The organism is Streptomyces sp. Je 1-4 4N24, from assembly GCF_026239515.1.
GTDB classification, from domain to species: Bacteria; Actinomycetota; Actinomycetes; order Streptomycetales; family Streptomycetaceae; genus Streptomyces; species Streptomyces nigrescens.
On the sequence record NZ_CP110836.1, the window covers coordinates 4,004,298 to 4,029,781 of the forward strand.

Genomic DNA, 25,484 nt, shown 5'->3' on the forward strand with positions numbered 1-25,484 from the left:
ATGCTGGCCATGAGGAGGTGCGCGCCATGGGCATCGAAGAATACGGCGGCGGACAGCGTGCGCAGTCCGACGTCCTGGTGGTGACGACCAACGACGTCCCGGGGTTTCACGTGGAACGGGTGATCGGTGAGGTCTTCGGCCTGACGGTGCGCTCCCGGCACCTCGGCAGCCAGATCGGCGCGGGCCTGAAGTCGATGATCGGCGGCGAGCTGCGGGGCCTGACCAAGACCCTGGTCGAGACCCGTAACCAGGCGATGGAACGGCTGGTGGAGCAGGCCCGCTCACGCGGTGCGAACGCGGTGCTGATGTTCCGCTTCGATGTCACGGAGGCCGCCGACGTGGGTACCGAGGTGTGCGCCTACGGGACGGCCGTGGTGCTTTCGCCGCAGGCCTGAGCCCGGTGCAGGCTCCGTACGGGCCGGGGGCGCGCTCCCCGGCCCGTACGGATCACTGGTGGCGGGCCGCGTTGGCCACAATCGCGTCCCGCATGTAGACGGCGAGGCCGGGCCTGATCGCCTCGTAGGTGGCGGTGAAGCGCTCATCGGTGACATAGATCTCACCGAGGCAGGTGTGCATCTCAGGGGAGCAGTCGTAGTACGCACCGCAGATGAACTGCCGGTGCTCCTCGGCGACATCCATGGCCGCCGCGGAGTCCGCCGCCACCCCCTGCGCGAGCTGGTCCGCCATCCTGCGGTGGACGGCATCGAGCTCCGCCGTCACCCGCTTCCAGTCCTCCTTGGTGTACGCGGCCGTCCTGCGCTGCGACTCCTTGTAGGCCTCGGTGTGGCCCCAGCGCTCCTCGACCTCCGCCGCGTGCTCGTCGGGGTCGTAGTCCCCGAAGACCTCGAACTTCTCCTCCGGTGTGAGCCGTACGTTCATCTTGCGTGCCTCCATCGCGTGTTCGACGGCGGCGGCCATCTTCTGGAGCTTGCCGATCCGCTCGGTCAGCAGTTCGTGCTGGCGCCGCAGATGCTGCTGCGGGTCCGTGTGCGGATCGTCCAGGAGGGCCGCGACCTCATCGAGCGGAAAGCCGAGCTCCCGGTAGAACAGGATCTGCTGCAGCCGGTCCAGGTCGTCATCGCCGTAGCGCCGGTGACCTGCGTGATTGCGCTCGCCGGGCTGGAGCAGCCCGATCTCGTGGTAGTGGTGCAGGGTGCGCACCGTCACACCGGCGAAGGCCGCCACCTGCCCTACCGAATAGCTCACTTCCGCTCCCTTCTGGGTACGCGCTCCACGATGTGACCTCACGCCGCGTGAGGTGCAAGTCCGCATCCTGAAAACCCGGTGAGGCGGCGGGACCGGGGGTGAGATCCTGCCGCACATGCTGGGGATAACGGATCTGTCCACGTATCTGGTGGGGCTCGCGCTGATCATTCTGCTGCCGGGGCCGAATTCGCTGTACGTCGTGTCGGTGGCCGCCCGGCGCGGCCCGCGGGTGGCGTACCGTGCGGCGGCCGGGGTGCTGTGCGGTGACACGGTGCTGATGACGCTGTCGGCGGGCGGGGTGGCCTCGCTGCTGCAGACCACTCCGGTGCTGTTCACCGTCGTCAAGTTCGCCGGTGCGGGCTATCTGACGTGGCTGGCGGTCGGGATGCTGCGCGGCGCCTGGGCGCTGTGGCGCGGCCGGGAGGCCCGCCGGGCCGAGCGGGGCGACGGGGCACCCGAGGCGCCGAAGGAGGCCGTGGAGCGGCCGTTCCGCAGGGCGCTGGTGGTCAGTCTGCTCAACCCGAAGGCGATCCTGTTCTTCATCTCCTTCTTCGTGCAGTTCGTGGATCCGTCCTATGCCCACCCGGTGCTGTCGTTCCTGACGCTGGGCGCCTGGGCGCAGCTGTTCAGCTTCACGTATCTGTCGGTTCTGATCTTCAGCGGGACGTTTCTGGCGGCGGCCTTCCGCCGCCGCAAGCGGCTGACGGCCGGGCTGTCCGCGGGCGCCGGGGCGGCGTTCCTCGGCTTCGCCGCGAAGCTGTCGCTGGCCAGCGCGAGCTGACGGGGGCTCGCGGCAGGAGCTTGTGTACGGGCGGGTGGCGGTCCTCCGGGGCGGCCGCCCGCCCGCTGCGCTTCCCCTGGGTGAACCCTGGAGGCCACGTACCCCCTATGCCCTTATTGTCGGGTTCGAGGAGGTACGCCGATGCCCGTGCATGACGTCCATGTCGCCGTCATCTACTACTCGTCGACCGGCACCGTCGCCGAGCTCGCACGGCTGATCGCGGACGCCGCCGAGCACGCCGGGGCCGATGTCCGGCTGCGCCGGGCCGCGGAACTCGCCCCGCAGACCGCGATCGACGCGAACCCGGCCTGGGCGGCCAACGCCGCGGCCACCGCCGACATCATGGAGGCCACCCATGAGGACGTGCTCTGGGCGGACGCGGTGATCTTCGGGACCCCCACCCGCTTCGGCAATGTGACCTCGCAGCTCAAGCAGTACCTCGACACCCTGGGCGGCCTCTGGCAGCAGGGCAGGCTGGCCGACAAGGTCTACAGCGGCTTCACCGCGAGCGCCACCAAGCACGGCGGCCAGGAGTCCACGCTGCTCGCGCTCTACCAGACCGTCCACCATTTCGGCGGCATCCTCGTGACGCCGGGCTACACCGACCCGGCGAAGTTCACCGACGGCAATCCCTACGGCACCTCCCATGTCGGCGGCCCCGATACCCCGCTCGACGACGAAGCCCGCACCGCCGCCCGCATCCAGGCGGAGCGCGTGGTGAAGTTCACCAAAGCCATCAAACATGGCCTCTCTCCAGCCAGTTGACGGGTAGGCGCGACAGATGACTCTGCACAAAGGCGCATCGCCTTCCGACCGTAAGCACTCCGGGCATCCGGTCAACCCCTTCTACGGCGAGGCCGACCCGGTCGCCGGAATGGAGACCGCGCCACCGCGGCACACCCTGCCCGACGGCCCCCTCTCCCCGCACACCGCCTATCAGTTCGTGCACGACGAGTTGATGCTGGACGGCAACTCCCGGCTGAATCTGGCGACGTTCGTCACGACCTGGATGGAGCCCCAGGCCGGCGTCCTGATGGCGGACTGCCGGGACAAGAACATGATCGACAAGGACGAGTACCCGCGCACCGCCGAACTGGAGAAGCGGTGTGTGGCGATGCTCGCCGACCTGTGGCACGCCCCCGACCCGGCGACCGCCGTCGGCTGCTCCACCACCGGGTCGAGCGAGGCCTGCATGCTCGCCGGGATGGCCCTCAAGCGCCGCTGGATGCAGCGCAACCAGGACCGGTATCCGGGGCAGGCCCGGCCGAACCTCATCATGGGCGCCAATGTCCAGGTCTGCTGGGAGAAGTTCTGCAACTTCTGGGAGGTCGAGGCGCGCATGGTCCCGATGGAGGGCGACCGCTTCCATCTGGACGCCGCCTCCGCCGCCGCGCTGTGCGACGAGAACACCATCGGCGTGGTGGCGATCCTCGGCTCGACCTTCGACGGGTCGTACGAGCCGGTGGCCGAGATCTGCGCGGCGCTCGACGAGGTCCACCGGCAGCACGGCTGGGACATCCCGGTCCATGTGGACGGCGCGTCCGGCGCCATGATCGCCCCGTTCCTCGACCCGGAGCTGGTCTGGGACTTCCGGCTGCCCCGGGTCGCCTCCATCAACACCTCGGGGCACAAGTACGGCCTGGTCTACCCGGGCGTCGGCTGGGCACTGTGGCGCGATACGGAGGCACTGCCCGAGGAGCTGGTCTTCCGGGTCAACTACCTGGGCGGCGACATGCCGACCTTCGCCCTCAACTTCTCCCGCCCCGGCGCCCAGGTAGCCGCGCAGTACTACACCTTTCTGCGGCTCGGCCGGGCCGGCTTCCGCGCCGTGCAGCAGGCCACCCGTGACGTGGCCCGCTCAATGGCCGAACGGATCGGCGCGCTGGGCGACTTCAGGCTGCTGACCGACGGCGACCAGCTGCCGGTCTTCGCCTTCACCACCGCGGACCATGTCACCGCCTTCGACGTCTTCGACGTCTCCCGGCGGATGAAGGAGCGCGGCTGGCTGATCCCCGCCTACACCTTCCCGGAGAACCGCGAGGACCTCTCCGTCCTACGGGTGGTCTGCCGCAACGGCTTCTCCCTGGACCTCGCCGATCTGTTCCTCGCGGACCTGGAGTCGCTGCTGCCCGAACTCCGCGACCAGCCCGGCCCGATGGAGCGCCCGGAGAGCGTCGCCACGGCGTTCCATCACTGACGGGCGCCGGGCCCCGGTCAGCGCGCTTCCGTGGCGGCGCCGCCGTCGCCCGCGCCACCGCTCCCGCCCTCGCCCGGCTCCTCCGCGTCCGGCTCCTCCGCACCCTTGGTCGCGTACGGGTTCTCCTGCCCGTCCGCCAGTACGCCGACGAACGGCTCCCCCTCACCGGCGAAGACATACGCCCCGCCCTCGATCCGCTCGATCAGTCCCCGCGTCCACTCGGCACCGCTGTCCGCGGAGTGCACCCACATATGCATGATCTCGCCGATGTGGCCGAGCTGTCCGGTCCCGCCCTCGGGGGTGTAGTACCCGGTGACCGTGCCGCGCCACTCCTGGAGCGCCCGCACCCGCTCCTTGAGCAGCGCCACCGCCTCGGCCCGCGGCAGATCGACGACGAAGCCGATGCCCGCGCTGAGCATGTCGACCTTCTGGTCGTGCTGCGAGAGCGCGGCGCGCAGCAGCGCGAAGAACTCCGCCTCGCCCGCCGCGGTCAGCTCGTACTCGGTACGCGGCGGGCCGCCGGCGGTGCTGGGCGCGATGTCGTGGGCGCGCAGCAGCCCTTGCTTGGCCATCTGCTTGAGCGCGTGGTAGATCGAGCCGGGCTTGGCGTTGGACCACTCGTGGGCGCCCCAGTACTCCAGGTCGTTGCGCACCTGGTAGCCGTGCGCCCGGCCGTGCTGCCGCACGGCGCCCAGTACCAACAGCCGGATCGCCGACATCGTCTCCTCAATTCCTCGCGCGCCCCCTTCCGCCAGCCTAGAGCGCGCGAGGTCCCCGCCCGCTACCCCTCCCGGGCCGCGCGCTCCTCGTCCACCAGCTCGAAGGCCGTTTTGCCGTCGAGGGACTCGCGGAGGATGTCGGCGTGGCCGGCGTGCCGGGCCGTCTCCTCGATCAGATGCAGCAGCAGCCAGCGCATCGACTGCCGGGCCTCCGGCGGGAACCACGGCGCCGGGGGCAGCGGGAAGGTGTCGTTCAGGCTGGGCACGGAGCGGATGAACTTCTCCGTCCGCTTCGCCACGCCGTCCCAGAACGCCAGCACCTCGGCCAGGGTCTCGCCGTCCTCCATCTGGAAGCTCAGATGCCAGGTGTCCTGGGTCCGCTCGATGGAGTGCGGCAGCTCCTGCGCGGTCTCGACCCAGCCCTGCTCGGTCTCCGCGACATGCTTGACCAGTCCGGCCAGCGACAGCTCACTGGCGCTCGGCCGCTGGGTCGCCCGGTCGTCGGTCAGCCCCAGGACCGCCCGGCGCAGCCCGCCGCGCTGGGCCTCCAGGAAGGCCAGCAGCGCGCCGGTCTCGTCGCCGTGGGCCTCGGCAAGAACGTGAGTGGGCATGGGGTCCACCTTTCGTGACGTCCTCGGCGGCCGGCCCTTCGCCGTCCGCCTTCCGACACCACTCAACGTAGGAGCCCTTGCGGTCAGCTTCTGTCCGCAACTCGCAGCGGATCGTCCCGGACCCGTCCGCTCAGAAGCTCAGAAGCTCAGAACGGGAACTGCGACCGGCCGTGCTGGATGGAGATCCACTTGGTCGTGGTGAAGGCCTCCACCATCGCCTCGCCGTTGAGGCGCCCCACTCCGGAGCTCTTCTCTCCGCCGAAGGGCACGATCGGCTCGTCGTGCACGGTGGCGTCGTTGACGTGGAACATCCCGGTGTCGATGCGCTTGGCGAACCGCACCCCGCGCTCGATGTCGCCGGTGTGCACGGCGCCGCTGAGCCCGAACGAGGTCGCATTGGTCAGCCGCACCGCCTCCTCCTCGCCGTCGAACGGCACCAGCAGCACGACCGGCCCGAAGATCTCCTGCTGCAGCAGCGGGGAGTCCTCCGGCAGACCGCTCAGCACGCTCGGGGCGACCAGCGTGCCCCGGGTCTCGCCGTGCAGCAGCGCCGAGGCGCCGTCCTCGACCGCGCGGTCCACCAGCGCGGAGATCGCCTCGGCCTGGCCCTCGTTGATCAGCGGACCGATGTGCGTCTGCGGATCGGTGGGGTCGCCCACCTTCAGCGAGGCGACCTTGGCGACGAACTTCTCGGTGAACTCCCGCTCCACGGCGCGGTCCACGAGCACCCGGTTGGCGGCCATACAGACCTGGCCCTGGTGGACGAAGCGGCTGAAGACGGCGGCGTCCACCGCGTAGTCGACATCGGCGTCGTCGAGGACGACCAGGGCGCTGTTGCCGCCCAGCTCCAGCACGGTGTGCTTGAAGTTGGCGGCGGCGACCGTCGCGACATGCCGGCCGACCTTCTCGGAGCCGGTGAAGGAGATGGTCTTGGGCACCGGGTGCTCGATGAGCGCGTCACCGATTTCGGCGATGTCCGTGACGACGACGTTCAGCAGCCCCGCCGGCAGCCCGGCCTCCTCGAAGATCCTGGCGACCAGACCGCCGCCGCAGACCGGGGTGTTCTGGTGCGGCTTGAGGACGACGGCGTTGCCGAGCGCGAGGGCCGGCGCGACGGACTTGAGCGACAGCAGGAAGGGGAAGTTGAAGGGGCTGATGATCCCGACGACACCGACCGGCAGCCGGTAGAGGCGGTTCTCCTTGCCGTCGATGGGCGAGGGCAGGATGCGGCCCTCCGCGCGCAGCGCCAGCTGGATGGCCTCGCGCAGGAACTCCCGGGCCAGATGGAGCTCGAAGCCCACCTTGGCGAGCGTGCCGCCGACCTCCGCGGCGATCGCCTCGCCGAGCTCCGCCTCGCGGTCGTCGATGATCCGCAGCACGCGCTCGAAGACGAGCCGCCGGGTGTACGGATTGGTGGCGCCCCACTCCCGCTGGGCGCGCTCGGCAGCACGGTAGGCCTGGTCGATCTCCTCTACCGTAGCGACGGGTATGGAGGTCAGTTTCTCGCCGTTGTACGGATTGAAATCGACGATGTCCCACGAGCCGCTGCCGGACCGCCACTCACCGTCGATGAACTGATACGCCAACTCGTCGAAGTAGGACATGCCATCCCGATCTGGAGAACAGGGCGCTCAGGGCGCCGCATTGGGGGGTGCTGACTCCTGATGGTGCGCCATCCTACCGACGCGTCACATCAGTTGGAGCAGACCACGCAACAGGTCCCTGGTCTCGGCCGGATTCGGCCCCTCCTCCTGGAGGCGGTCCATCACCCGTGCGTACTGGGCCACTTCCTCGGGCTTGTCCACATACAGCGCACTCGTCAGCTGCTCCAGATAGACGACGTCCGGCAGGCCGGACTCCTGGAAGCCGAGCATGGTGAAGGCACCGCTCTCGCCCGCGTGCCCGCCCAGACTGAAGGGCATCACCTGGAGCCGCACATTGGGGCGCTCCGACACCTCGATCAGATGCTTCAACTGCTCGCGCATCACCGCACGTTCGCCGTACGGACGCCGTAGCGCGGCCTCGTCCAGCACACAGTGGAACTGCGCCGACCGCTCGGCCACCAGCAGCTTCTGGCGCTCCATGCGCAGCGCGACCCGTCTCTCGATCTCCGCGGACCCGGCGTCGGGCATGCCCCGTCTGACGACGGCCTGCGCATAGCTCTCCGTCTGCAACAGCCCGTGGACGAACTGGACTTCGTAGACGCGGAGAAGAGAAGTGGCGCCTTCCAGCCCCACATACGTCTGGAACCACCCGGGCAGCACATCGCTGTAGCTGTGCCACCAGCCGGCGACATTCGCCTCCCGCGCCAGGGAGAGCAGCGCCTCGCGCTCCTGGGCGTCACCGACCCCGTACAGGGTGAGCAGATCCTCCACATCCCGTGCCTTGAAGCTCACGCGGCCCAACTCCATGCGGCTGATCTTCGATTCGGACGCACGGATCGAGTAGCCGGCCGCCTCGCGGGTTATCCCGCGCGATTCACGCAGCCGACGGAGCTGCGATCCGAGCAGGATGCGCCGCACCACCGACCCGCTCGACTCACTTGCGGACACCTCTCAGACCCTCCTGTGACCCCACCCCGTCCAACAGTGGGCCGCAGTCTGCCACGTTCGGGCTTCGTTGAGTGCTCATCCGGTTACGGATACGTGCGGCCCCCGCAAGCCCTCCACAAGATGCCGCAGGAAGAATCCCGATCAAATCCATGCACACAAGGGCAATTACGGCACGTGCACGTGCATCTGCCCTTGCATCTGTCTCGCACATTGGGAACCATAGGCGTCGCACGCATGCACGCTCGTGAAAGATCCGCCAGATCCGGCTGACCGGCCAGGGTCATGACGTCCGCGAACGCCAGGAGTGCCTCGCATGGGGACCAAGGTTTTGACCATGCTCGAGCCGTTATGGCAGGGCTTTCCTCCCGTCGACCCCCTGGCTGTCTCCGGATCCGCATCCCGCACGCTCCCACCGCGCTATGAATCGGTGCGCAGCGCACGGACGTTCACCCGCGAGACCCTGCAGGGCTGGGAGCTGGACGAGCTCTTCGACTCGGTCGCCCTGGTCGTCTCCGAACTCGTCACCAACGCCCTGCGGCATGCGATCCTCGCCGCCCCGGAGCACGGCGACGCCACTCCGCCCGCCCGGCTGCATCTGATGCGCTGGTCCTCCCGGCTGGTCTGCGCCGTACGGGACCCGAGCGATGACTCCCCGGTCGCCGGTGAGGCGGACTCCGCCGCGGAATCGGGGCGCGGGCTGTATCTCGTGGACTCCTTCAGCGACAGCTGGGGCTGGCATCCGCTGGCCGGCGCCGCGCACGGCAAGATCGTGTGGGCACTCTTCCGGCTGCCGTAGCCGTTCCGTACACCGGGCGCACCGTGACACGCGGGCGCCCGGTCGTCCTGTGCGGGCGCTTCACCGCCTACGGGCGCGCACTTCCCTGCAACCGCGTGGTCCCCTGCGGGCACTCAGTCCCGGACGAGATGGTCGAACTCTCCGTCCTTGATGCCGAGCAGCATCGCCTGCACCTCGGCCGGCGTGTAGATGAGCGCCGGGCCGTCCGGGAAACGGGAGTTGCGCACCGCGATGTCTCCCCCGGGCAGCTTGGCGAACTCCACACAGGATCCCTGGGAGTTGCTGTGCCTGCTCTTCTGCCATGCCACATCACGGAGATCTGTGGCGGCCATGCCGTTGTATGCGTGGGGCACAGGGGTCTCCCGGTGATAAATGGTGTCAACTGCCCGGGATCATAGCTGCGTTCACATGCGGATGCATGCGCAGATGCACGTGCACGACACGGGGTGCCGACGCCGTCACAGCTCGTCGAGCACGGTCACCGACCCCTCACACACGGTCGCCGGCCGACCGTCTCCCCCGGCGCGATACGCCGTCACCTGGTACGGATCGACGGGGCTCAAGCCCTCATGCCCGAGGAAAAGACGTGTGCCACGCCCTTCGGGTTCCGGATCCGGGTGATCCGTCCGCCCGGGCGAAGGCCCTGCCCCTCAGCACACCCACGGACAAACGAAGGAGGTCCCCTACACGACAGACGTAGGGAACCTCCTGTTCATCAGCGGATGACGGCGGTCACCGGGAGGCGTACGGCAGCAGCGCCATCTCCCGCGCGTTCTTGATCGCGCGGGCCAGCTGCCGCTGCTGCTGCGCGGTGACATGGGTGACCCGGCGGCTGCGGATCTTGCCGCGGTCCGAAATGAACTTCCGCAGAAGATCGGTGTCCTTGTAGTCGATGTAGGTGATGCCCGCCGCGTCCAGCGGGTTGCGGCGGGGCTTGGACGAGCGGCGCGGGTCGTGCCGTCGGGGCATGGGGAGCTTCCTTGTACGTGCTGAGGGGGCCGGTTCCGTGCGTACGGACGCGGCCGGCCTTACGAAACGGGGTCGAGGAGGGCGTCGAAGGCGGGCGGCAGGCTCTTCCAGGCCGGCGGGCCGCCCGCGTACTCGGCGTCGGTGAGCAGACAGGAGTCCAGCAGGGACCGCAGGCCCTCGCGGTCCAGACCCGGCGAGGTGAAGACCAGATGCTGGGTGCGGTCACCGTTCTCGGGGTGCCAGTCCAGGGCGGCGGCGGCCCGGCGCGTCGGCGGCACCATCTCCCAGGCGGCGTCCGGCAGCGAGGCCAGCCACGGCCCGGCGTTCTCCACACACAGCGCACCGCCGGCCGCGTCCCAGGACAGCAGGGTGTCCGGGCGGTCGGCCAGCCAGAACCGGCCCCGGCTGCGCGCGGCCGCACAGGTCAGGTCCTCCAGCGCGGCGTAGAGCCGCTCGGGGTGGAAGGGACGGCTGTGCCGCCAGACGAGCGTGGAGACGCCCTCCGCGTCGGCCTCCTGCGGCAGCAGCGCACAGGCCGGGTGCTGGCGGTCCGCGGCCGCGGCCACATCGAAGCCGGCCGTCGCCGCGGCCGCCAACTCCTCTGATTCCACTGAGACCTGGTGTGCCATCGGGTGCAGCTGGCCGAGCAGCGCCAGGTCGGCCGGCTCGGCCGGCTCCTCGCCCGTCGCGATCGCCAGCACCGGCGCGTACTCCAGCTGCCGGGCCCAGGTGTCGGCGACCGTGCGCTGGTCGGAGGCCGCGGCGGCGAGGCCCGCCTCCGCGAGGTCGTCGCCGCAGCCGAGATACGGCAGCAGCAGCGCGGGGTCGACGGCGGTGAGCACACCGGTCAGCACGAGGTTCTCGCTGCCGCAGGCGGTGACCACCTCGGCCATCGCCTTGGGCTCGACCGAGTCCCACAGTTCGACGATCGCCAGCCGGCAGGTCCGGCCGGCGGCCAGCCGCTCCAGCTCGGGCACCAGATCCTCGCGCAGCGCACAGCAGGCGCAGTCGTTGACCAGCGGTGCGTCCCCGGTGTCGAGGGTGCCGCCCGCGTCACGGACGGTGCGCCGCACCGTGCCGTCGGTGGCCGACGCGAGGTCGTGGTGGAGGGCGACGCTGCCGGGGACGGTCCGCAGCAGCCGCTCGACGGCGGCCCGCCGCGCGTCCGAGTGCAGGCCGCCCACCAGCACGACGTTGAGCCGCTCCATCAGCGGGCCCCGCGCGCGCCGTAGCGGCGCTCGAACCGCTCGACGCGGCCTGCGGTGTCCAGCACCCGGGCGGTGCCCGTGTAGAAGGGGTGGCTCGCCGAGGAGATCTCGACGTCGATGACGGGATAAGTGTTCCCGTCCTCCCACTCCACAGTCTTCTCGCTGGCGGCGGTCGAGCGGGTCAGGAAGGCGAAGTCGGCGGCCCGGTCGCGGAAGACGACCGGCCCGTAGGCGGGGTGGATTCCAGTCTTCACGGTGCTCAGCGCTCCTCTCGGAAAGCGACGTGCCGGCCGGCCACCGGGTCGTACTTGCGCAGTTCCAGGCGGTCGGGGTCGTTACGGCGGTTCTTGCGGGTCACGTAGGTGTAGCCGGTGCCGGCGGTGGACCGGAGCTTGACGACCGGGCGTAGTTCGTTGCGGGCCATGGGGTTAGTATACGGAAATGGTTTCCATTTTCAATAGGCTCTCACCAGGGCCGCCGACCGAAGGGATCACCCCGTGTCCGCCCACTGCCAGCTGACCGGCCGCACGCCGGGCTTCGGCAAGTCCGTCTCCCACTCGCACCGCCGCACCCCCCGCCGCTTCGACCCCAACATCCAGCGCAAGCGCTACTGGCTGGAGAGCGAGGGCCGGCACATCCGGCTCACGCTGAGCGCCAAGGGCATCAAGACCGTGGACACGATCGGGATCGAGGCGGCCGTCGCCCGCATCCGCGCACGAGGAGGAAAGGTCTGATGGCCAAGCAGAGCAAGATCGCCAAGAACGAGAAGCGCCGCGCGACGGTCGCCCGCTACGCGGCCCGGCGCGCCGTCCTCAAGGCCCTGATCCGCAGCCCGCACACGCCGGAGGAGGAGCGCACCGCCGCCCGGCGCGAGCTGTCCCGCCAGCCGCGGGACGCCAGCGCCACCCGGGTACGCAACCGCGACAGCGTCGACGGCCGCCCCCGCGGCTACTTCCGCGCCTTCGGCCTGTCCCGCGTACGGCTGCGCGAACAGGCCCACGCGGGCTATCTCCCGGGCGTCCGCAAGTCCAGCTGGTAGCCGCACCACCGGCCGTCCGGCCCGGGGCACCCCTGGACCGGACGGCCGGACCCTTCGGGTAATACTGGACAGAACGTCCGACGCCCCCGACGAAAGCGAGCGCGCCCATGCTCCGCAACGCCTTCGAGCCCTGGCACCTGATCCTGATCCTCGCGGTCCTGGTACTGCTCTTCGGCTCGAAGAAGCTGCCCGACATGGCACGCGGCCTGGGCCGCTCGATGCGCATCCTCAAGTCCGAGGCGCGGGCCATCAAGGACGACGAGCAGGCCGAGGCGCCCCGCCCGGAGTCCGCCACCCGCCACTGACGCCGGGGCCCCGGGCCCTCAGTGGTCGCCGCCCTCGTCGATCAGCCGCCGCACCTCGCGGTCGATCAGCCCCAGCCGGGCCTCGGCGACCAGCGGCACCGAGCGGCGCTGCCGCCGCGCCTCGGCGAGATCGATCTCCACGGTGACCAGCGCGGGCTCCCACTTGGGCGCCTGCGCCACCACGAAACCGCGCGGATCCACCACCCGCGAGCCGCCCCAGAACGCCGCCCCGTGCTCATTGCCCACCCGGTTCACGAAGACCACCCAGCACTGCAGCATCTTCGCCGTATAGGACAGCAGGGTGTCCCAGTACAGGCCGGTGTCCATCGCCTCGGGATCCAGGCTCGCCGCACTGTTGGTGGGGATGAACAGCACCTCGGCGCCGTCCTGCACCGCCAGCCACGGCAGCGCCGGCTGCCAGGCGTCATTGCACACCAGCGTGGCCCCCCGGCCGCCGCTCCGGTCCCGCTTCAGCTCGTAGGCCCGCAGCGACTGCCCCGGGCTGACGTGCTTGCGCTCCTCCCAGGCCAGGTAGTTGGGGAGGTACAGCTTGCGGTGCGCATGCACCAGCTCACCGCCCGAGTAGTGCGCCGCGGTGTTGTACGCCCGCAGACTGGTGTGCTCGTGGAAGCCGACCAGCACATCCGGGCCGTGGATGCTGAGCTCCAGCAGCCGGGGATCGTTCCCCTCCAGGGACTCATCGCGCTTGAGGGCACCCAAGTGATAGCCGTGCAGGCTCAGTTCGGGGAACACGACGACATCCGCGCCCTGCGCCGCCGCCTGCTCGATCTGCTCGCGGGCGATGACGAGGTTCTCCTCGACGTCACCCAGCACACAGTCGGTCTGCGCCAGCGCAATGAGCATGTCCCCACCTCATCGACTCATCACTATTGCGGCTTTCACCCCAATTTTGCCAGAGCCTGGAGACAGCGGCACGGCCCGGCGGAGCTCACGGTTCCGCCCTGTTTCAAACACCCGGAAGACCGGTCCCCACCAATGAGCGAAAGAACGATCCTTCCCGTGCCGGACACGGGTTTCACCCGTTGATCCGCACGATCCGCCGTACGCCCCGCAGGGCCGCTTCCAGCCGCAGCTCAGCCCGGCGGCAGCGGTACGACGGTCCACGGTCGAGTCGTCCGGCGATGCCGACGGCCGGCTCGACCGGGCGGCTCCGGCCGAGCGGCCCGCCGGACCCGCTCGGCCGGCCGCCGAGCCCCCCGGAACCCCAGGGACCGCCCGGCCGTCCGTGCGCGGCCCGCCCGCTCATCGCCGCCGGGTATGCGCCCGGCGCAGCAGCAGCGCCCCGCCCACCAGCAGTCCGCCGCCCACCGCGGCCACCGCGGCCAGCTCGTCCGCCCCGGTGGCCGCCAGCAGCGCCGAGCCCGCCGAGGCCCCGGCCCGTGCCACCGCATCCACCCGCGCCTCCTGTGCGGGCCGCGGGGCGGGCGGCCTGGGGGCGGTGTGCTCCACCGGCGTCGTGACCGGGCGCCCGTCCCGTTCCGGGGCCGCTCGCCGCTCCGGGGCAGGTCGCCGCTCCGGCTCCGCGCGGTGCTCCGGCTCCGGGGCCGTCCAGTGCACTCCCGGGGCATGCTCCGCCCCGGCAGGCAGCCGGTCCGCCGGGGGATGCTGCGCCGGCGGCGGTCGCCGGAAGGCCGGCGCGGCCGGCGCTCCGTTCCCGCACGACGCCCCCATGGCCGGGTTGAGCGCCGCGCCCCCGTCGACCGAGTTGCCACACGCGTTGACCGGGGTGTCCACGGTCACCTGGACGCTGTTCCCGGACAGCACCCCGGGAGAGTTCGTCGCGCTCCCCCCGGCACCGGCATCCGCGTACGCCGCACTGCCGCTCGCACCGAGCACGCCCGACGCCGCCGCCACGAACACGCACGCCTTCAGGCTCTGTCGCATCTGTCATCCCTCATCTGCAGTCGAGGCGTACGGACCGCCGCCCGCACCCCTCCCCCGTGCTGCTCGCACGGCCGGGCGGCCGGCAGCGCATACGCGGCGCCGACCGCCCGGGGGCACAAGCGGTGGAACGGCCGAGGCCGTTGGTCGTCAGTGGTTGGCAACCCCGTTGCCGGACAGCACCGCGAGGTCGTCCAGGATGTGCGACAGCGCCTCGTCGCCCTTCGCCTGGCTCGAGTTCTCGACGCACTGCTGGTTCTGCGGCGACGACAGCACGTTGATGTCCTGGGCAAGGACCGCCGCAAGGTTGACCTTCGGAAGGCCCAGGCAGAGGTCGTTCAGGGAGCCCTGCACGAGCCCGAGCTGGGTGCTCAGATTGCCGTGCGTGGTGGAGTTGCCGTAAATCGACTTGGAACCATTGCCGTTGACCGTGGACGTGCCGTGATCGTTGCCGATCGCCATGGCCTGCGGCGCGGCCGCCGCGGTCATTCCCACGAGCGACGCCGCAATCGCCGCGCCCGCCATCATCTTCTTCATCGCGCAAACCCTTCAGGAGAAGGAACTCCCGGCACGGGAGCCCTGTTTGAATAACCCGTCGCAGCCGCACGAGTTCCGCATCATCACCCGAACAGATGGCGATGCATTTCCCGAAAGGCGTCCTGCGCTTCAACGGGCCTCATACCTCCGCGCGAGCCTCCCCCTGGGCTCTCCGGACGGACCGTATGACAAAGGGCCTACATCGCCGGTAAACGGGTCAGCAGGCCCTGTCCTGTGTTTCCGGCCGGCGTGCCAATGCCCCGGCAACCCCATCAATCGCACAAGGGCATTGGCACGCTTCCCTCCACACATCATTCTTAACGATCCGGCGCACCGCGTATCGGTCACAGGCGAATAACAAATCGCGTTGCGGAGGCCGGGATTTCCGCACCAACCCCGGCTTCGCCGGGCGATGGCAGCAAAAACCCGGGCCGCCCAGAAGAAGGAGGACTGGGCAGCCCGGGCCTTGCTCAGCCGCTCAGCGGTTGCCGGCGCCGTTGGCGGAGAGCACCGCGATGTCGTCCAGGATGTGCGACAGCGGCTCGTCGCCCTTGGCCTGGGTCGAGTTCTCGGTGCACTGCTGGTTCTGCGGCGACGACAGCACGTTGATGTCCTGGAGGCCCGCCAAGCCGTTGATCTTGGGCAGGGCGAGGCACGGCTTGTTGAGAGAGCCCTGGATCAAGCCGATCTGCGGGCTCATGTAGCCGTACGTGGTGGAGTTGCCGTAAATCTGCCGGGCACCGTTGCCGTTGACGGTGGAGGTGCCCTGGTCGTTACCGGTGGCCATCGCCTGCGGGGCGGCAGCGACGGCAATGCCGACAATGGACACAGCCGCAGCTGCGGTCGCCAGCGTCTTCTTGATCATTGCTAGTCCTTCGTGTTTCGAGTTGCCCTTGGGACGGACAAGCTGCCCAACTCGAAAGAATTGAGTTGGGTTGTGCTGATTCACTCCAATGAGCTTGCCCTGGTCAGCGTTACGAGCAGGGGAAGCGCCCGGGAGATACGGGCGGGAGTCATTCGGTGGGCCACCGCGCCCCGCCCGGTGATTTCGGCCGGGCCCGTGAAGCATTCGGCAGCTGCGGTATCGCCGGAAACGATGAAATGTGAATATCCACGCCGCGGCCGGCGGGCGATCCCGCGCGCCCGGGAATTACTTACCGAGCGGCAGACCACCGAGCAGCGGAGCCTTCTTGGTGGCTCCGGCGACGCTCCCGAGAAGTTTCTTCGCGCTGGTCGACTTGACCTTGTCCTTCGTGGTCTTGACCATTTTGACCAGCGGTGCGATCTGGTGGCCGTCCAGCTGCTTGCTGTGCAGCGCGTCCGTCAGACCGCCGTTGAGGCTCATGGTCGGAGCGCCGGGCTGGGCGGCGAAAGCGGGCACGGCCGTACCCAGCGCCATGACGGAACCAACAGCAACTGCGGCAGACTTCGCGTACTTCACTTTCAACTGTCCCTTCTCGGGCGGTGCTTGAAGGTCCCGCGGCACAAGTGCCGCGTGAGCACTCACTTCGCTGCTCGGATCACCGCATTCACCCTGACTAACGAGTACCGCCGCACGGAGAAACTCTGAAGTTTCACCTTCTTGACAACGCCACCCTAAAGATGCGGGATTTTGCGATTACGGCGGTCGATTGCGGCGGCCGGGGTCGAATACCGACCGGCCCCGGTGTGCAGGCGTCCGCGCACCGGGGCCGGGTCAGAAGACACGGCTCGAAATTCTTCGAGTCAGTGGTTCAGGCAGTTGTTGCCGAACGCCGGGTTCAGCAGAGCAACGATGTTGATGGTGTTGCCGCACAGGTTGATCGGAATGTGGACCGGAACCTGGATGGCGTTTCCGGAGAGAACACCGGGGGAGTTCTTGGCGCCGCCCGCGGCACCCGCGTCGGCGAACGCCGGCGCAGCCGAGCCCACCGCCATGAGGGTTCCGGCGGTGACTGCTGCGACCTTTGCGTACTTCACTTTCAGCCCTTCCTGCAGCGGGTCCGTAGCGAACACGACCGTCGTGTCGCTCGGGCGCTGATCTGCTCGCCCGTAACGCCGCTGCCGATATTGGTAACGATTTCTCCTCGTGGACGAAACTCTTCCCGAGAAGTTTTCGGAGGAATCGCCCAAATGATGCAAGACCGTTTCAGGAGATTGCCACCGCGCATACGACGCGGAAAAAACACCGGAGTTCGAACGTACGAGGTATCCGCCGAATACGAATTCCTACCGAACAAGCCGCGAAAATCTTCGGCTTCACGGTTCGTAGGAGGGTGTCGCGGGCCCGGACCGCTCACGAAGAGAGAGCCTGCGGCCGGGCCTGCGACCGATGGCCGGTTCAGCGGTTGCCGACACCGTTGGCGGCGAGCACCGCGATGTCGTCCAGGATGTGCGACAGCGGCTCGTCGCCCTTGGCCTGGCTCGAGTTCTCGACGCACTGCTGGTTCTGCGGCGACGACAGCACGTTGATGTCCTGGGCGACCGCCGCAAGGTTGACCTTGGGCAGGGCCAGGCACAGCTTGTTCAGCGAGCCCTGAATCAGCTCCAGCTGCGGGCTCATGCTGCCGCGGGTGGTGGAGTTACCGAACGCCGACGTGGCGCCGTTGCCGTTGACCGTGGAGGTGCCCTTGTCGTTGCCGGTAGCCATCGCCTGGGGTGCGGCCGCCGCCGAAATGCCGACGACGGACGCGGCTACAGCCGTCGTGGCGAGGACCTTCTTGATCACGATTTACCCTTCTCGAAGCGGAGTGCCCGTATCCGGAGCGCCCTGGTCAACTCCCTTCTGGGGGTGCGGTTTCGCCGTTTCACCCGAATGCCACGAAACCATAGATACATATCACTGCGGCGGGACAACATTGCGGCCTGCAGCACGCTTTGCACGGCAAAGGCCGGTACGAATTCTTCGTACCGGCCTTTGCCGAGGAGGGGGCCGACCGAATACGGCCGGGCCTCAAGAGCTGTACGTTGATCAGACGTTGAGGCAGGTGTTGCCGAACGCCGGGTTCAGCAGGGCGATGAAGTTGAGGGTGTTGCCACAGACGTTGACCGGCACATCGACCGGGACCTGGATGAGGTTGCCGGAGAGAACGCCGGGGGAGTTCTGGGCAACTCCTGCCGCGCCGGCGCCGCCATGCGCACTGGCCACACCGGCTCCGCCCACAACGGCGAGACCCGCGGCAGCGGACAGGACGGCGGCCTTGGAAACAAACTTCACGGTGAACCTCTTCACTGAGCAGCAAGCAGAAATCTGTACGCGCCGCTTAGAGCGACAAGCTGCTCAACTCACCACCCAGGGCAGAAGTAGCGGTTCATTCGGGTGAATGCATGGCCGATGAGCCCGGGGGACGGCATTGGTGAGAGGGATATACATATTGGCAGCTGACAGCCAACCGGCCTTCGGTCAGCGCGGATTGTCGGCGACGTCGTGTGCAATGGCGTCATGAAGGTGACTCATGCGCAGGTGGTGGCCTGGCGGTTGCGGCAGCAGAGTCTGGTGCCGCGGACGGACGCCCCGGTCGAGGAGCTCGTCGCGCGGCTGGCGGGGGTGCAGGCGCAGGTCGGCTCCGCCGCCGAACTCGCGCTCGCGGTACGGCAGAAGACGCCGCGCGGCGGGGCCGTGCCGTCGGCGCTCGCCGCGCGCTCGCTGGTCAGGACCTGGGCGATGCGGGGCACGCTGCATCTGCTGCCGGCCGAGGGGATGGCGTCGTATCTGGCGCTGCTGGGGGCGGCGCGTACATGGGAAAAGCCCGTCTGGCAGCGGGCGTTCGGGGTGGACCCGGGGCAGATGGCGGCGCTCGGGGAGGCCGTGGACGACATCCTGGACGGTCAGGTGCTGAGCCGGCAGGAGCTGATCGAGGCGGTGTCGGCGCGTGCCGGCCTGGAGGGGCTGGGCGAGCAGCTGTCCTCCGGTTGGGGCACCGTTCTCAAACCGCTCGCCTGGACGGGGCGGCTGTGTCAGGGGCCGCCCCGGGGGCAGCACGTGACCTTCACCTCGCCGCGGTCCTGGGTGCCCGGATGGCGTGGAGTGCCGGACCCGGAGGAGGCCGCGCCGGCCGTGATTCCCGCGTACCTGGGGGCACATGGGCCGGCGACGCCCGCCGCGTTCGACGCCTGGCTGCTGCGCGGGGCGACCCGTAAGGCCGTGCTGCGCGGCTGGTTCGCGGCGCTCGGCGACCGGCTGACGGAGGTCGAGGTCGACGGGGTGGGCGGGGCGTTCGTGCGCAGCGAGGACGCCGCGGCGCTGGCGCGGACCGAGCCGTCGCGGGAGGTGCGGCTGCTGGGCGGCTTCGATCAGTACGTCCTCGGGCCCGGCACCACCGACACCCGGCTGATCGCGGCCGGCCGGCGTACGGCGGTGAGCCGGACCGGGGGCTGGATCTCGCCGGTGGTGGTGCACGAAGGCCGGGTGGCCGGGGTGTGGGAGTTCACCGAGGAGTCGGTGGCGGTGACGCTGTTCGCGGAGCACGGCGAGGTGCCGCGGGCGGGCCTGGAGGCGGAGGCCGGCCATCTCGCCCGCTGCACGGGGCGCGAGCGGGCGCTCGTCATGCGTACGGCTTAGGGGCCGGCCCCTCGGGCGCCGGCTCCGCATCGTCCGTGCCGTCCGTGCCGTCCCTGTCCTCCGTGCCGTCCGTGCCGTCCCTGTCGTCCGTGTCGTCCGTGCTGGTCAGGGCGATTGTCAGAGCCTGGTGCAAGACTCAGGGGCATGAGATGGGCGGTGGTGGAGACGGGCGACGGAGGTGCTCGTCTCTGCCCGCTCGCCCAGGACGGGCGGCCCGCCGGGCCGGTGGTGCAGGAGCCTTCGCTCGCGGCGGCGGTGCGCTCCCGGCCCGAGGTCGAGCGGTGGGTGTGGCGGTCCACCGCGGAGATCTACCGGCGGCTGCAGGCGGCGGGGGTGCGCGTCGAGCGCTGCTATGACGTGGAGGCCGCGGAGGCGCTGCTGATCGGCCATGAGGAGGGCCAGTCGGGCCAGCCGCGTTCGCTGGCCGCCGCCTGGGCGCGGCTGCACGGCCTGCCCGTCCCCGAGGACCCGCCCGTCCGTACTGCCGAGACCCAGCCGTCGCTGTTCGAGCCGGGTCCGGTGCCGCTGCCGCCCGGCACGGACGAGCTGACGGCACTGCTGGAGGTCTACGCCGGCCAGGTGGCGCGTGCGGAGAAGGCCGAACACCCGGACCGGATGCGGCTGCTGCTGGCCTCGGAGTCCGCGGGCATGCTGGTCGCCACGGAGATGGGGCGGGCCGGGGTGCCCTGGCGGGCGGATGTGCACCGCGCGCTGCTCGACGGGCTGCTGGGCGGGCGCTTTCCGGGCGGACTGGAGCCGCGCCGTATGGCGGAGCTGGCCGATGAGGTGTCCCGGGCCTTCGGGGCGGGTGCGCGGGTGCGCCCGGATCTGCCGAACGACATCATCAAGGCCTTCGCCCGCGCCGGGATTTCCCTCACCTCGACCCGCAAATGGGAGCTGCAGCAGATCGACCATCCGGCGGTGGCGCCGCTGCTGGAGTACAAGAAGCTCTACCGTCTGCACACCGCCCATGGGTGGTCCTGGCTGCAGCAGTGGGTGCACGACGGCCGCTTCCGTCCCGAGTATCTGCCCGGTGGCACGGTCTCCGGGCGCTGGACCGCCAACGGCGGCGGCGCGCTGCAGATCCCCAAGGTGATCCGGCAGGCCGTGCGCGCCGATCCGGGGTGGCGCCTGGTGGTCGCCGACGCCGACCAGATGGAGCCGCGGGTGCTGGCGGCCGTCTCCCGTGACCGGGGCCTGATGGAGGTGGCCGGCAGCGGCGAGGATCTGTACGCGGATCTGGCGGCCCGTGCCTTCGGCGGGGACCGTGCCCAGGCCAAGCTCGGTCTGCTGGGCGCCATTTACGGGCAGACGTCCGGCGACGCCCTCAAGCACATGGCCGATCTGCGCCGCCGCTATCCGGCCGCGGTGGCGTATGTGGACGAGGCGGCGCGCGCGGGCGAGGAGGGCCGGCTGGTGCGCACGTGGATGGGCCGCACCTGCCCGCCCGCGTCCGTGGTGCCGCCCGATGAGGCGGGCCTGCCCCAGGAGGAGCCCGCGGCGTACGGCGGCAGCTCGGCGGCCGCCCGTGCCCGCGGCCGGTTCACCCGTAACTTCGTCGTCCAGGGCAGCGCCGCCGACTGGGCGTTGCTGCTGCTGGCCGCGCTGCGCCACTCGCTGTGGGCGGGCGGACTCCACGCCGAGCTGGTGTTCTTCCAGCACGACGAGGTGATCGTGCACTGCCCCGCGCAGGAGGCGGCGGCGGTCTCCGAGGCGATCACGGCGGCGGCCGATACGGCGGGGCGGATCGCGTTCGGGGAGACCCCGGTCCGCTTCCCGTTCACCACGGCGGTGGTGGAGTGCTATGCGGAGGCGAAGTGAGGGCGGGGCAGGTGCCGGGCGGCGTGGTGCGAAAACCGCCGGGACAGCGGCGGTGCGGGCGTGCAGAGTGAAGATCGTGAGCAGAAGGCGTAGTGCGTCCGTCCCGAACGAGGAGTGCCCCGTATGAGCGTCCCGCCCGAGATGCAGCTCCGGACCGAGATGCAGGTGCATCCCGAACTCCTCCCGGCCTTTGAGTCGTTGCCGCAGTTCCCCGATCCGTACGAGGACATCGAGGCCACCCGCGAGGGGTTCCACAAGATGCTGGCCGCGTTTCCGGCCGACCGTACGGGCGTGAGCAGCGAGCGGTTCGAGATCCCGCGGGCGGACGGCAGTGCGCTGACGGTCGAGGTCTACCGCCCGGAGGGCGGGGCGGACACCGGTACGGGGCAGGACACGCGGGGAGCCGCTCCCGAGGGGGCCGGACGCGCCCTGCCCGCCGTGCTGCACTTCCACGGTGGCGGGTTCGCCCTCGGCCGGTCGCTGCCGGGGCAGGACCGCGCGGCGATCGCGCTCTGCCGTGAGCTGCCCGCCGTCGTCCTCACCGTCGAATACCGCCTCGCTCCGGAACACCGCTATCCGGCCGGGGTGGAGGACTGCTACCGCGCCCTGGAGTGGGCGGCGGAGCGAGCCGCCGGCCTGGGCATCGATCCCGCGCGGATCGCCCTCACCGGCAAGTCCGCGGGTGGTGGGCTCAGCGCCGCGGTCGCCCTGATGGCCCGGGACCGCGGCGGCCCGGCGATCGTCCACCAGTCGCTGTGCGTCCCGGATGTGGACGACCGGGTCGGGGCGGACGAGGCGGCGGTGGATGCCGAGGAGGACGCGGAAGCCGTGGAGACGCGGGTGACCACCGCGCGGGACATCCAGAGGGCGTGGCGGCACTACCTGCCGGAGGGGACGGCCGAGGCGGAGGCGTATGCCGCGGCGGCCCGCGCCACCGACCTGTCGGGGCTGCCGCCGGCCTATGTGCTGGTCTGCGATCTCGATCCGCTGCGCGATGCGGGGCTGGCGTATGCCCGGCGGCTGATGGACGCGGGGGTGCCGGTCACGGTCCGCAATGTGCCCGGTGCCTGGCACGGCTTCGAGCTGTTCGCGCCGGACACCCGGGTGGCGAAGGAGATGACGGCGCACTGGACGGGGCAGTTGAGGGAGGCGCTGTATCCGGTGGGGGGATGACGGTGGCGGATTGACGGTGGGGGGACGACTGGCCGTGGCGGGCTGACCGTGGCGGCCTGACGGTGGGGGCTGACGGTGTCGGGCTGAGCTTGGCGGGCTGAGCCGGGCCGGGCGCCGGGCGTCCCGCCCGGGGCGCCGAGAATCCGTCAGTGCCGCCCGGGACGCCGGGGCTCAGTCCGTGCCGCCCCGGGACACCGGGCGCCGTCGCGCCGCCCGGGGCGCCGGCTTCTCAGTCCGTGCTGCCCGGTGGGCCGGAGGGGGACGTTCCGCTCGGGCCCGGGGCGTCCGGGGTCCCGGTGCTCGTGGTTTCCGGGGGCTCGGCGCTCGTAGCGCCCGGCAGTTCGGCGTTCGGGCCCTCGACGGTCGAGATCAGGCCACGGGTGATCCGCGTCATCGTCGCCACCAGCAGCTCGCGGGGCTGGTCGGGGCGGTCCAGCCACCACAGGGCGAGCCCGTACAGCGCGCTGCGGATCGCCTCGCCGAGGGGCTCCAGCTCGGCCTCGGGGATACCGGGCACGAACTCGCGGAGCAGCGCCATGTCCGTCTCGCGCTGCCGGCGCTGCAGCTCACGGTGGAAGGCCTGCACCTGAGCGTCCCCGGTGGTGTCCCGGAACATCATCCGCCAGGTGTACGGGTGGCTCTCCACATACCCGAACCAGGCGTCGTACATCGCCGTCATCCGTGTGTCCAGATCGCCCTCGCCGTGCAGGAGTTCGCGGATCGGGGCGGCGGCCAACTCGTCGCGGTGCCGCTCCAGCAGGGCGAGGTGCAGCTCCTGCTTGGAGTCGAAGTGGCGGTAGAGCATCGGCTTGCTCAGGCCCGCCTCGGCGGCGATCTCCCCGATGGTCGTGCCCGCGAAGCCGCGCTCGGCGAACAGCCGGGCAGCGACCTCCTCGATACGGGTCCTGGCCTCGGCGCGCGCGGCGCGGCTCCGGTCGATCTCGCTCATCTCGTCCCCTCCCTGCGATCTGGCTCAATCCAGTGGTGAATTCGGCTCGCCATGGCCGTGGGATTGAAGGATACTGGGTCGTGTACCGCTTGGTATACGCAGGAGTAAGTTCGAGATGCGGGGGCTCATCGTGATCGTTTCCGTTCACATCGCCGACATCGGCGTCCGCGCGGTGCGCGCCGTGCTCCGCGAGCGCCCCCGGCCGGGCGAGACCCCCGGCCTCCGCTATGCCGAGACCACGCTCACCGGCGCCATCGCGTCCGGGCCGCCCAAGGTGCGCCCCGGCCGCGCCGCGCTGCTCGCCTCGTGGGACGACGATGCCGCGCTCGACCGCTTTCTCGCCGAGGACCCGCTGCCGCGGCGGCTGACCGGTGGCTGGCATGTGCGGCTGCGGCCGCTCCGGTTCTCCGGCTCCTGGGGCCCGATGCCGGTCGAGATCGGCCCCGGCGCCGCGGAGGACGAGGAGGACGGGCCGGTCGCGGTCCTCACCCTCGGGCAGCTGCGGCTGCGCCGCGCCCTGCCGTTCCTGCGCGCCAACTCCCAGGCCGCCGGCCGGGCCGCCGCCGATCCCGCGATGACCGCTTCGGTCGCCCTGGCCAGGCCGCCCCGCTTCGTCGGCACCTTCTCCCTGTGGCAGAGCGCGTCGGCGATGCGCCGCTACGCCTACGGATCCGCACAGCCCGAGCACAAGGAGGTGGTCAGGGAGCACCAGGCGAAGCCGTTCCACCACGAGGCAGGGTTCCTGCGGTGCCGGCCGTACGGCGCCCAGGGCACGCTGGACGGCCAGGAGCCGGTGGCGACGACCGCCCTGGCCCCGCGCATACCCTGAGCCGCGCCGCGGTCCGCACGGGTCCCACGGGGGTGGGCCTGTGCTGACCGCGGCGCGGCTCAGGCCCGCCTGCCCGCGTGTCCTTGACCCGCGCCGCCTGCCCTGGCCCCGCGCCGCGGGCCCGCGGCCGCCCCGGCCGTGCAGGGCAGGGCAGGGCAGGGCAGCGCCATCACGGCTGTGCCATGCCATCCCCGTCCGTGCCCCACGTCCTCCCGTCCTCGCCATGCCGTCCCAGCCGTGCAAGGCCCTCCCGGCCGTGCCGTGTTCCTCCCGACGTGCCGTGCCGTGCTCGCCCCGTCGCCCCTGGCGATCCGTCCGCTACGCCCTAAACTCGCCGGCAGGTGCCAGCGGCGAGCGCCGGTCGGCGGTCGGCGGTCGGCGGTCGGCGGTCGGCGGTCGGTGATCAGCGGTCGGGGAGCGGCAGTCGGCAGTCGGCTGGGTGAGTCTCCGCGACGGAAGGGGCCGCGAAGGAGCCGGGCCCGTGCGGGTGCTCGTTCGCTCCGGTGCGGGGCTTTCGCAGAAGGAGCGGAACGCGCTTCAATCCCTGGACGGGCGAGAAGAGTTGGCGGCGGAGGGAGTCGGCCGGATGAGTGCCGGGACCGGAACGAGCGCTGGATCGGAGCGGCCTGCCGAGCACGGCGCGGACGCGAAGGCAGGCGCGCACGCAATCATGGGCGGAGGCGCGGGCGCGGCCCCGGACGCGAAGGCAAAGGCGGACACGGAGGCAAAGGCAGGCCGGGAGGCAGAAGCAAGCCCGGAGGCAAAGGCAGACACGGAGGCAAACGCAGGCCGGGAGGCAGAAGCAAGCCCGGAGGCAAAAGCAGGCGCGGAGGCAAACGCAGGCCGGAAGGCAGAAGCAAGCCCGGAGGCAGAAGCAGGCACGGAGGCAAAGGCAGGTGCGGGCGGCGGTGGGCTGGAGCGTGTAAATCCGGCGCATCTCGCGCCGCCGACCGGGTTCAGTCATGCGGTGCGCGCCGCCCCGGGCACCCTGGTTTTTCTCGCGGGACAGACCGCTCTCGACGGCTCGGGCCGGATCGTCGGCGACGGCATCGTCGAGCAGTTCGAGCGGGCGCTGACGAATCTCCTGGACGTCGCGGCGGCGTCCGGCGCCGGCCCGTCCGACCTCGCCAAACTCACCGTCTTCGCCGTCGATGTCGCGGACTACCGCCTGCATGCGCGCGAGATCGGCCGGGTGTGGAAGCGCCTGGCGGGCAGCGACTATCCGGCGATGGCCGTGATCGGTGCCACCCGCCTGTGGGACGAGACCGCGCTGGTCGAGATCGAAGGCATCGCCGTCGTCCGCTAGCGGACCGCTCCGGCGGTTCCGGCGACTCCGGCGACTCCGGCGAC

33 protein-coding genes are annotated in these 25,484 nt (G+C 70.5%); 13 read left to right on the forward strand and 20 right to left on the reverse strand.

The features are described from left to right. Nucleotides 1-26 precede the first annotated feature (26 nt). On the forward strand, nt 27-395 hold the full coding sequence (locus SLV14N_RS17165; protein WP_263269977.1) for a YbjQ family protein: 369 nt from the start codon (nt 27-29) through the stop codon (nt 393-395). A gap of 52 nt (nt 396-447) precedes the next feature. Here the strand turns inward: SLV14N_RS17165 and SLV14N_RS17170 are convergent, their stop codons facing one another. Beyond that, complete coding sequence (locus tag SLV14N_RS17170; RefSeq protein WP_208681765.1) at nt 448-1,206, reverse strand: MerR family transcriptional regulator; 759 nt, start codon at nt 1,204-1,206, stop codon at nt 448-450. Between the two features lie 115 nt (nt 1,207-1,321). On the opposite strand from SLV14N_RS17170, the gene leuE reads away from it, so the two are divergent. The 3 genes from leuE (at nt 1,322) to SLV14N_RS17185 (ending at nt 4,184) form a co-directional block, all read left to right on the forward strand. Next, nucleotides 1,322-1,987, forward strand: a complete 666-nt coding sequence (leuE, locus tag SLV14N_RS17175; RefSeq protein ID WP_208681767.1) for a leucine efflux protein LeuE — start codon at nt 1,322-1,324, stop codon at nt 1,985-1,987. Nucleotides 1,988-2,128: 141 nt separating this feature from the next. Then, nucleotides 2,129-2,752 (forward strand): NAD(P)H:quinone oxidoreductase, encoded by a 624-nt coding sequence (gene wrbA, locus SLV14N_RS17180; protein WP_208681780.1) that lies wholly within the window; start codon nt 2,129-2,131, stop codon nt 2,750-2,752. A gap of 16 nt (nt 2,753-2,768) precedes the next feature. Then, a complete protein-coding gene (locus SLV14N_RS17185; RefSeq protein WP_208681782.1) occupies nt 2,769-4,184 on the forward strand; it encodes a glutamate decarboxylase in 1,416 nt (471 codons plus the stop codon). Nucleotides 4,185-4,201: 17 nt separating this feature from the next. Here SLV14N_RS17185 and SLV14N_RS17190 read toward each other — a convergent pair whose 3' ends face one another. The 4 genes from SLV14N_RS17190 to SLV14N_RS17205 form a co-directional block, all read right to left on the reverse strand. After that, complete coding sequence (locus tag SLV14N_RS17190; RefSeq protein ID WP_263269982.1) at nt 4,202-4,903, reverse strand: PadR family transcriptional regulator; 702 nt, start codon at nt 4,901-4,903, stop codon at nt 4,202-4,204. A gap of 62 nt (nt 4,904-4,965) precedes the next feature. After that, entirely contained in the window at nt 4,966-5,514 is a 549-nt protein-coding gene (locus SLV14N_RS17195) for a DinB family protein (protein WP_263269983.1), read from the reverse strand. Nucleotides 5,515-5,660: 146 nt separating this feature from the next. Next, nucleotides 5,661-7,118: an aldehyde dehydrogenase family protein gene (locus SLV14N_RS17200; RefSeq protein ID WP_263269985.1), complete on the reverse strand. Its 1,458-nt coding sequence runs from the start codon at nt 7,116-7,118 to the stop codon at nt 5,661-5,663. Nucleotides 7,119-7,202: 84 nt separating this feature from the next. Further along, nucleotides 7,203-8,066, reverse strand: a complete 864-nt coding sequence (locus SLV14N_RS17205; RefSeq protein ID WP_208681784.1) for a helix-turn-helix transcriptional regulator — start codon at nt 8,064-8,066, stop codon at nt 7,203-7,205. A gap of 313 nt (nt 8,067-8,379) precedes the next feature. On the opposite strand from SLV14N_RS17205, the gene SLV14N_RS17210 reads away from it, so the two are divergent. Then, nucleotides 8,380-8,862 (forward strand): ATP-binding protein, encoded by a 483-nt coding sequence (locus tag SLV14N_RS17210; protein ID WP_208681785.1) that lies wholly within the window; start codon nt 8,380-8,382, stop codon nt 8,860-8,862. 113 nt (nt 8,863-8,975) lie between these two features. Here the strand turns inward: SLV14N_RS17210 and SLV14N_RS17215 are convergent, their stop codons facing one another. From SLV14N_RS17215 to rpmG, 5 genes are all read right to left on the reverse strand, one after another. Continuing rightward, complete coding sequence (locus tag SLV14N_RS17215) at nt 8,976-9,215, reverse strand: DUF397 domain-containing protein (protein WP_018090081.1); 240 nt, start codon at nt 9,213-9,215, stop codon at nt 8,976-8,978. Nucleotides 9,216-9,594: 379 nt separating this feature from the next. Next, a complete protein-coding gene (gene rpsR, locus SLV14N_RS17220; protein ID WP_263269987.1) occupies nt 9,595-9,831 on the reverse strand; it encodes a 30S ribosomal protein S18 in 237 nt (78 codons plus the stop codon). 59 nt (nt 9,832-9,890) lie between these two features. Beyond that, on the reverse strand, nt 9,891-11,039 hold the full coding sequence (locus tag SLV14N_RS17225; protein ID WP_263269988.1) for a GTP-binding protein: 1,149 nt from the start codon (nt 11,037-11,039) through the stop codon (nt 9,891-9,893). Beyond that, nucleotides 11,039-11,293: a type B 50S ribosomal protein L31 gene (locus SLV14N_RS17230; protein WP_208681797.1), complete on the reverse strand. Its 255-nt coding sequence runs from the start codon at nt 11,291-11,293 to the stop codon at nt 11,039-11,041. The genes SLV14N_RS17225 and SLV14N_RS17230 overlap by 1 nt, the downstream gene beginning before the upstream one ends. Nucleotides 11,294-11,298: 5 nt before the next feature. Continuing rightward, complete coding sequence (gene rpmG, locus SLV14N_RS17235; RefSeq protein ID WP_006604069.1) at nt 11,299-11,463, reverse strand: 50S ribosomal protein L33; 165 nt, start codon at nt 11,461-11,463, stop codon at nt 11,299-11,301. A gap of 73 nt (nt 11,464-11,536) precedes the next feature. Between rpmG and rpmB the strand changes: the two genes are divergently transcribed. The 3 genes from rpmB (at nt 11,537) to tatA (ending at nt 12,383) form a co-directional block, all read left to right on the forward strand. After that, complete coding sequence (gene rpmB, locus SLV14N_RS17240) at nt 11,537-11,773, forward strand: 50S ribosomal protein L28 (RefSeq protein ID WP_018090077.1); 237 nt, start codon at nt 11,537-11,539, stop codon at nt 11,771-11,773. Beyond that, complete coding sequence (rpsN, locus tag SLV14N_RS17245) at nt 11,773-12,078, forward strand: 30S ribosomal protein S14 (RefSeq protein WP_208681799.1); 306 nt, start codon at nt 11,773-11,775, stop codon at nt 12,076-12,078. The genes rpmB and rpsN overlap by 1 nt, the downstream gene beginning before the upstream one ends. A 107-nt stretch (nt 12,079-12,185) precedes the next feature. Continuing rightward, nucleotides 12,186-12,383 carry a Sec-independent protein translocase subunit TatA gene (gene tatA, locus SLV14N_RS17250; RefSeq protein WP_263269991.1) on the forward strand — a complete coding sequence of 66 codons (198 nt, stop codon included), beginning with the start codon at nt 12,186-12,188 and terminating at the stop codon, nt 12,381-12,383. 18 nt (nt 12,384-12,401) lie between these two features. Here tatA and SLV14N_RS17255 read toward each other — a convergent pair whose 3' ends face one another. The 9 genes from SLV14N_RS17255 to SLV14N_RS17295 all read right to left on the reverse strand — a co-directional run bounded on the left by SLV14N_RS17255 (nt 12,402) and on the right by SLV14N_RS17295 (nt 18,018). Further along, nucleotides 12,402-13,247, reverse strand: coding sequence for a nitrilase-related carbon-nitrogen hydrolase (locus SLV14N_RS17255; RefSeq protein WP_208681804.1), 846 nt, complete (start codon nt 13,245-13,247; stop codon nt 12,402-12,404). A gap of 172 nt (nt 13,248-13,419) precedes the next feature. Then, on the reverse strand, nt 13,420-13,650 hold the full coding sequence (locus SLV14N_RS17260; protein WP_208681806.1) for a hypothetical protein: 231 nt from the start codon (nt 13,648-13,650) through the stop codon (nt 13,420-13,422). Further along, the gene (locus tag SLV14N_RS38665) at nt 13,647-14,288 is read right to left on the reverse strand and encodes a chaplin (protein ID WP_269470887.1); all 642 of its coding nucleotides are present in this window, start codon (nt 14,286-14,288) and stop codon (nt 13,647-13,649) included. The genes SLV14N_RS17260 and SLV14N_RS38665 overlap by 4 nt, the downstream gene beginning before the upstream one ends. Nucleotides 14,289-14,435: 147 nt before the next feature. Next, nucleotides 14,436-14,822, reverse strand: a complete 387-nt coding sequence (locus SLV14N_RS17270; protein WP_208681808.1) for a rodlin — start codon at nt 14,820-14,822, stop codon at nt 14,436-14,438. Between the two features lie 478 nt (nt 14,823-15,300). Then, nucleotides 15,301-15,687: a rodlin gene (locus SLV14N_RS17275; protein WP_208681810.1), complete on the reverse strand. Its 387-nt coding sequence runs from the start codon at nt 15,685-15,687 to the stop codon at nt 15,301-15,303. Nucleotides 15,688-15,972: 285 nt separating this feature from the next. Further along, nucleotides 15,973-16,263 (reverse strand): hypothetical protein, encoded by a 291-nt coding sequence (locus SLV14N_RS17280; protein WP_208681811.1) that lies wholly within the window; start codon nt 16,261-16,263, stop codon nt 15,973-15,975. Nucleotides 16,264-16,547: 284 nt separating this feature from the next. Further along, nucleotides 16,548-16,781, reverse strand: a complete 234-nt coding sequence (locus SLV14N_RS17285) for a chaplin (RefSeq protein ID WP_208687944.1) — start codon at nt 16,779-16,781, stop codon at nt 16,548-16,550. Nucleotides 16,782-17,142: 361 nt separating this feature from the next. Continuing rightward, the gene (locus tag SLV14N_RS17290; RefSeq protein ID WP_208681813.1) at nt 17,143-17,529 is read right to left on the reverse strand and encodes a rodlin; all 387 of its coding nucleotides are present in this window, start codon (nt 17,527-17,529) and stop codon (nt 17,143-17,145) included. A 243-nt stretch (nt 17,530-17,772) separates the two neighbouring features. Next, the gene (locus SLV14N_RS17295) at nt 17,773-18,018 is read right to left on the reverse strand and encodes a chaplin (RefSeq protein ID WP_263269995.1); all 246 of its coding nucleotides are present in this window, start codon (nt 18,016-18,018) and stop codon (nt 17,773-17,775) included. Nucleotides 18,019-18,243: 225 nt separating this feature from the next. Between SLV14N_RS17295 and SLV14N_RS17300 the strand changes: the two genes are divergently transcribed. From SLV14N_RS17300 to SLV14N_RS17310, 3 genes are all read left to right on the forward strand, one after another. Then, the gene (locus SLV14N_RS17300) at nt 18,244-19,362 is read left to right on the forward strand and encodes a winged helix DNA-binding domain-containing protein (protein WP_263269996.1); all 1,119 of its coding nucleotides are present in this window, start codon (nt 18,244-18,246) and stop codon (nt 19,360-19,362) included. Between the two features lie 144 nt (nt 19,363-19,506). Further along, the gene (locus tag SLV14N_RS17305; protein WP_263269997.1) at nt 19,507-21,183 is read left to right on the forward strand and encodes a bifunctional 3'-5' exonuclease/DNA polymerase; all 1,677 of its coding nucleotides are present in this window, start codon (nt 19,507-19,509) and stop codon (nt 21,181-21,183) included. A gap of 123 nt (nt 21,184-21,306) precedes the next feature. Further along, complete coding sequence (locus SLV14N_RS17310) at nt 21,307-22,356, forward strand: alpha/beta hydrolase (protein WP_263269998.1); 1,050 nt, start codon at nt 21,307-21,309, stop codon at nt 22,354-22,356. A gap of 229 nt (nt 22,357-22,585) precedes the next feature. On the opposite strand, the gene SLV14N_RS17315 is transcribed toward SLV14N_RS17310, so the two are convergent. Next, nucleotides 22,586-23,305: a TetR/AcrR family transcriptional regulator gene (locus tag SLV14N_RS17315; protein ID WP_263269999.1), complete on the reverse strand. Its 720-nt coding sequence runs from the start codon at nt 23,303-23,305 to the stop codon at nt 22,586-22,588. A 130-nt stretch (nt 23,306-23,435) separates the two neighbouring features. On the opposite strand from SLV14N_RS17315, the gene SLV14N_RS17320 reads away from it, so the two are divergent. Both SLV14N_RS17320 and SLV14N_RS17325 read left to right on the forward strand, forming a co-directional pair. Continuing rightward, nucleotides 23,436-24,134, forward strand: coding sequence for a spheroidene monooxygenase (locus tag SLV14N_RS17320; protein ID WP_263270001.1), 699 nt, complete (start codon nt 23,436-23,438; stop codon nt 24,132-24,134). Nucleotides 24,135-25,047: 913 nt separating this feature from the next. Continuing rightward, a complete protein-coding gene (locus SLV14N_RS17325; RefSeq protein WP_026169715.1) occupies nt 25,048-25,440 on the forward strand; it encodes a RidA family protein in 393 nt (130 codons plus the stop codon). The last annotated feature ends 44 nt before the right edge of the window (nt 25,441-25,484 follow it).

Excerpts from the sequence above, each read along its gene's own strand:
- SLV14N_RS17165 (WP_263269977.1), top strand. The coding sequence starts at position 27 with ATGGGCATCGAAGAATACGGCGGCGGACAGCGTGCGCAGTCCGACGTC.
- leuE (WP_208681767.1), top strand. The coding sequence starts at position 1,322 with ATGCTGGGGATAACGGATCTGTCCACGTATCTGGTGGGGCTCGCGCTG.
- wrbA (WP_208681780.1), top strand. The coding sequence starts at position 2,129 with ATGCCCGTGCATGACGTCCATGTCGCCGTCATCTACTACTCGTCGACC.
- SLV14N_RS17185 (WP_208681782.1), top strand. The coding sequence starts at position 2,769 with ATGACTCTGCACAAAGGCGCATCGCCTTCCGACCGTAAGCACTCCGGG.
- SLV14N_RS17190 (WP_263269982.1), bottom strand. The coding sequence starts at position 4,903 with ATGTCGGCGATCCGGCTGTTGGTACTGGGCGCCGTGCGGCAGCACGGC.
- SLV14N_RS17195 (WP_263269983.1), bottom strand. The coding sequence starts at position 5,514 with ATGCCCACTCACGTTCTTGCCGAGGCCCACGGCGACGAGACCGGCGCG.
- SLV14N_RS17200 (WP_263269985.1), bottom strand. The coding sequence starts at position 7,118 with ATGTCCTACTTCGACGAGTTGGCGTATCAGTTCATCGACGGTGAGTGG.
- SLV14N_RS17210 (WP_208681785.1), top strand. The coding sequence starts at position 8,380 with ATGGGGACCAAGGTTTTGACCATGCTCGAGCCGTTATGGCAGGGCTTT.
- rpsR (WP_263269987.1), bottom strand. The coding sequence starts at position 9,831 with ATGCCCCGACGGCACGACCCGCGCCGCTCGTCCAAGCCCCGCCGCAAC.
- SLV14N_RS17225 (WP_263269988.1), bottom strand. The coding sequence starts at position 11,039 with ATGGAGCGGCTCAACGTCGTGCTGGTGGGCGGCCTGCACTCGGACGCG.
- rpmG (WP_006604069.1), bottom strand. The coding sequence starts at position 11,463 with ATGGCCCGCAACGAACTACGCCCGGTCGTCAAGCTCCGGTCCACCGCC.
- rpsN (WP_208681799.1), top strand. The coding sequence starts at position 11,773 with ATGGCCAAGCAGAGCAAGATCGCCAAGAACGAGAAGCGCCGCGCGACG.
- tatA (WP_263269991.1), top strand. The coding sequence starts at position 12,186 with ATGCTCCGCAACGCCTTCGAGCCCTGGCACCTGATCCTGATCCTCGCG.
- SLV14N_RS17255 (WP_208681804.1), bottom strand. The coding sequence starts at position 13,247 with ATGCTCATTGCGCTGGCGCAGACCGACTGTGTGCTGGGTGACGTCGAG.
- SLV14N_RS17260 (WP_208681806.1), bottom strand. The coding sequence starts at position 13,650 with ATGAGCGGGCGGGCCGCGCACGGACGGCCGGGCGGTCCCTGGGGTTCC.
- SLV14N_RS38665 (WP_269470887.1), bottom strand. The coding sequence starts at position 14,288 with ATGCGACAGAGCCTGAAGGCGTGCGTGTTCGTGGCGGCGGCGTCGGGC.
- SLV14N_RS17270 (WP_208681808.1), bottom strand. The coding sequence starts at position 14,822 with ATGAAGAAGATGATGGCGGGCGCGGCGATTGCGGCGTCGCTCGTGGGA.
- SLV14N_RS17275 (WP_208681810.1), bottom strand. The coding sequence starts at position 15,687 with ATGATCAAGAAGACGCTGGCGACCGCAGCTGCGGCTGTGTCCATTGTC.
- SLV14N_RS17300 (WP_263269996.1), top strand. The coding sequence starts at position 18,244 with ATGAAGGTGACTCATGCGCAGGTGGTGGCCTGGCGGTTGCGGCAGCAG.
- SLV14N_RS17305 (WP_263269997.1), top strand. The coding sequence starts at position 19,507 with ATGAGATGGGCGGTGGTGGAGACGGGCGACGGAGGTGCTCGTCTCTGC.
- SLV14N_RS17310 (WP_263269998.1), top strand. The coding sequence starts at position 21,307 with ATGAGCGTCCCGCCCGAGATGCAGCTCCGGACCGAGATGCAGGTGCAT.
- SLV14N_RS17315 (WP_263269999.1), bottom strand. The coding sequence starts at position 23,305 with ATGAGCGAGATCGACCGGAGCCGCGCCGCGCGCGCCGAGGCCAGGACC.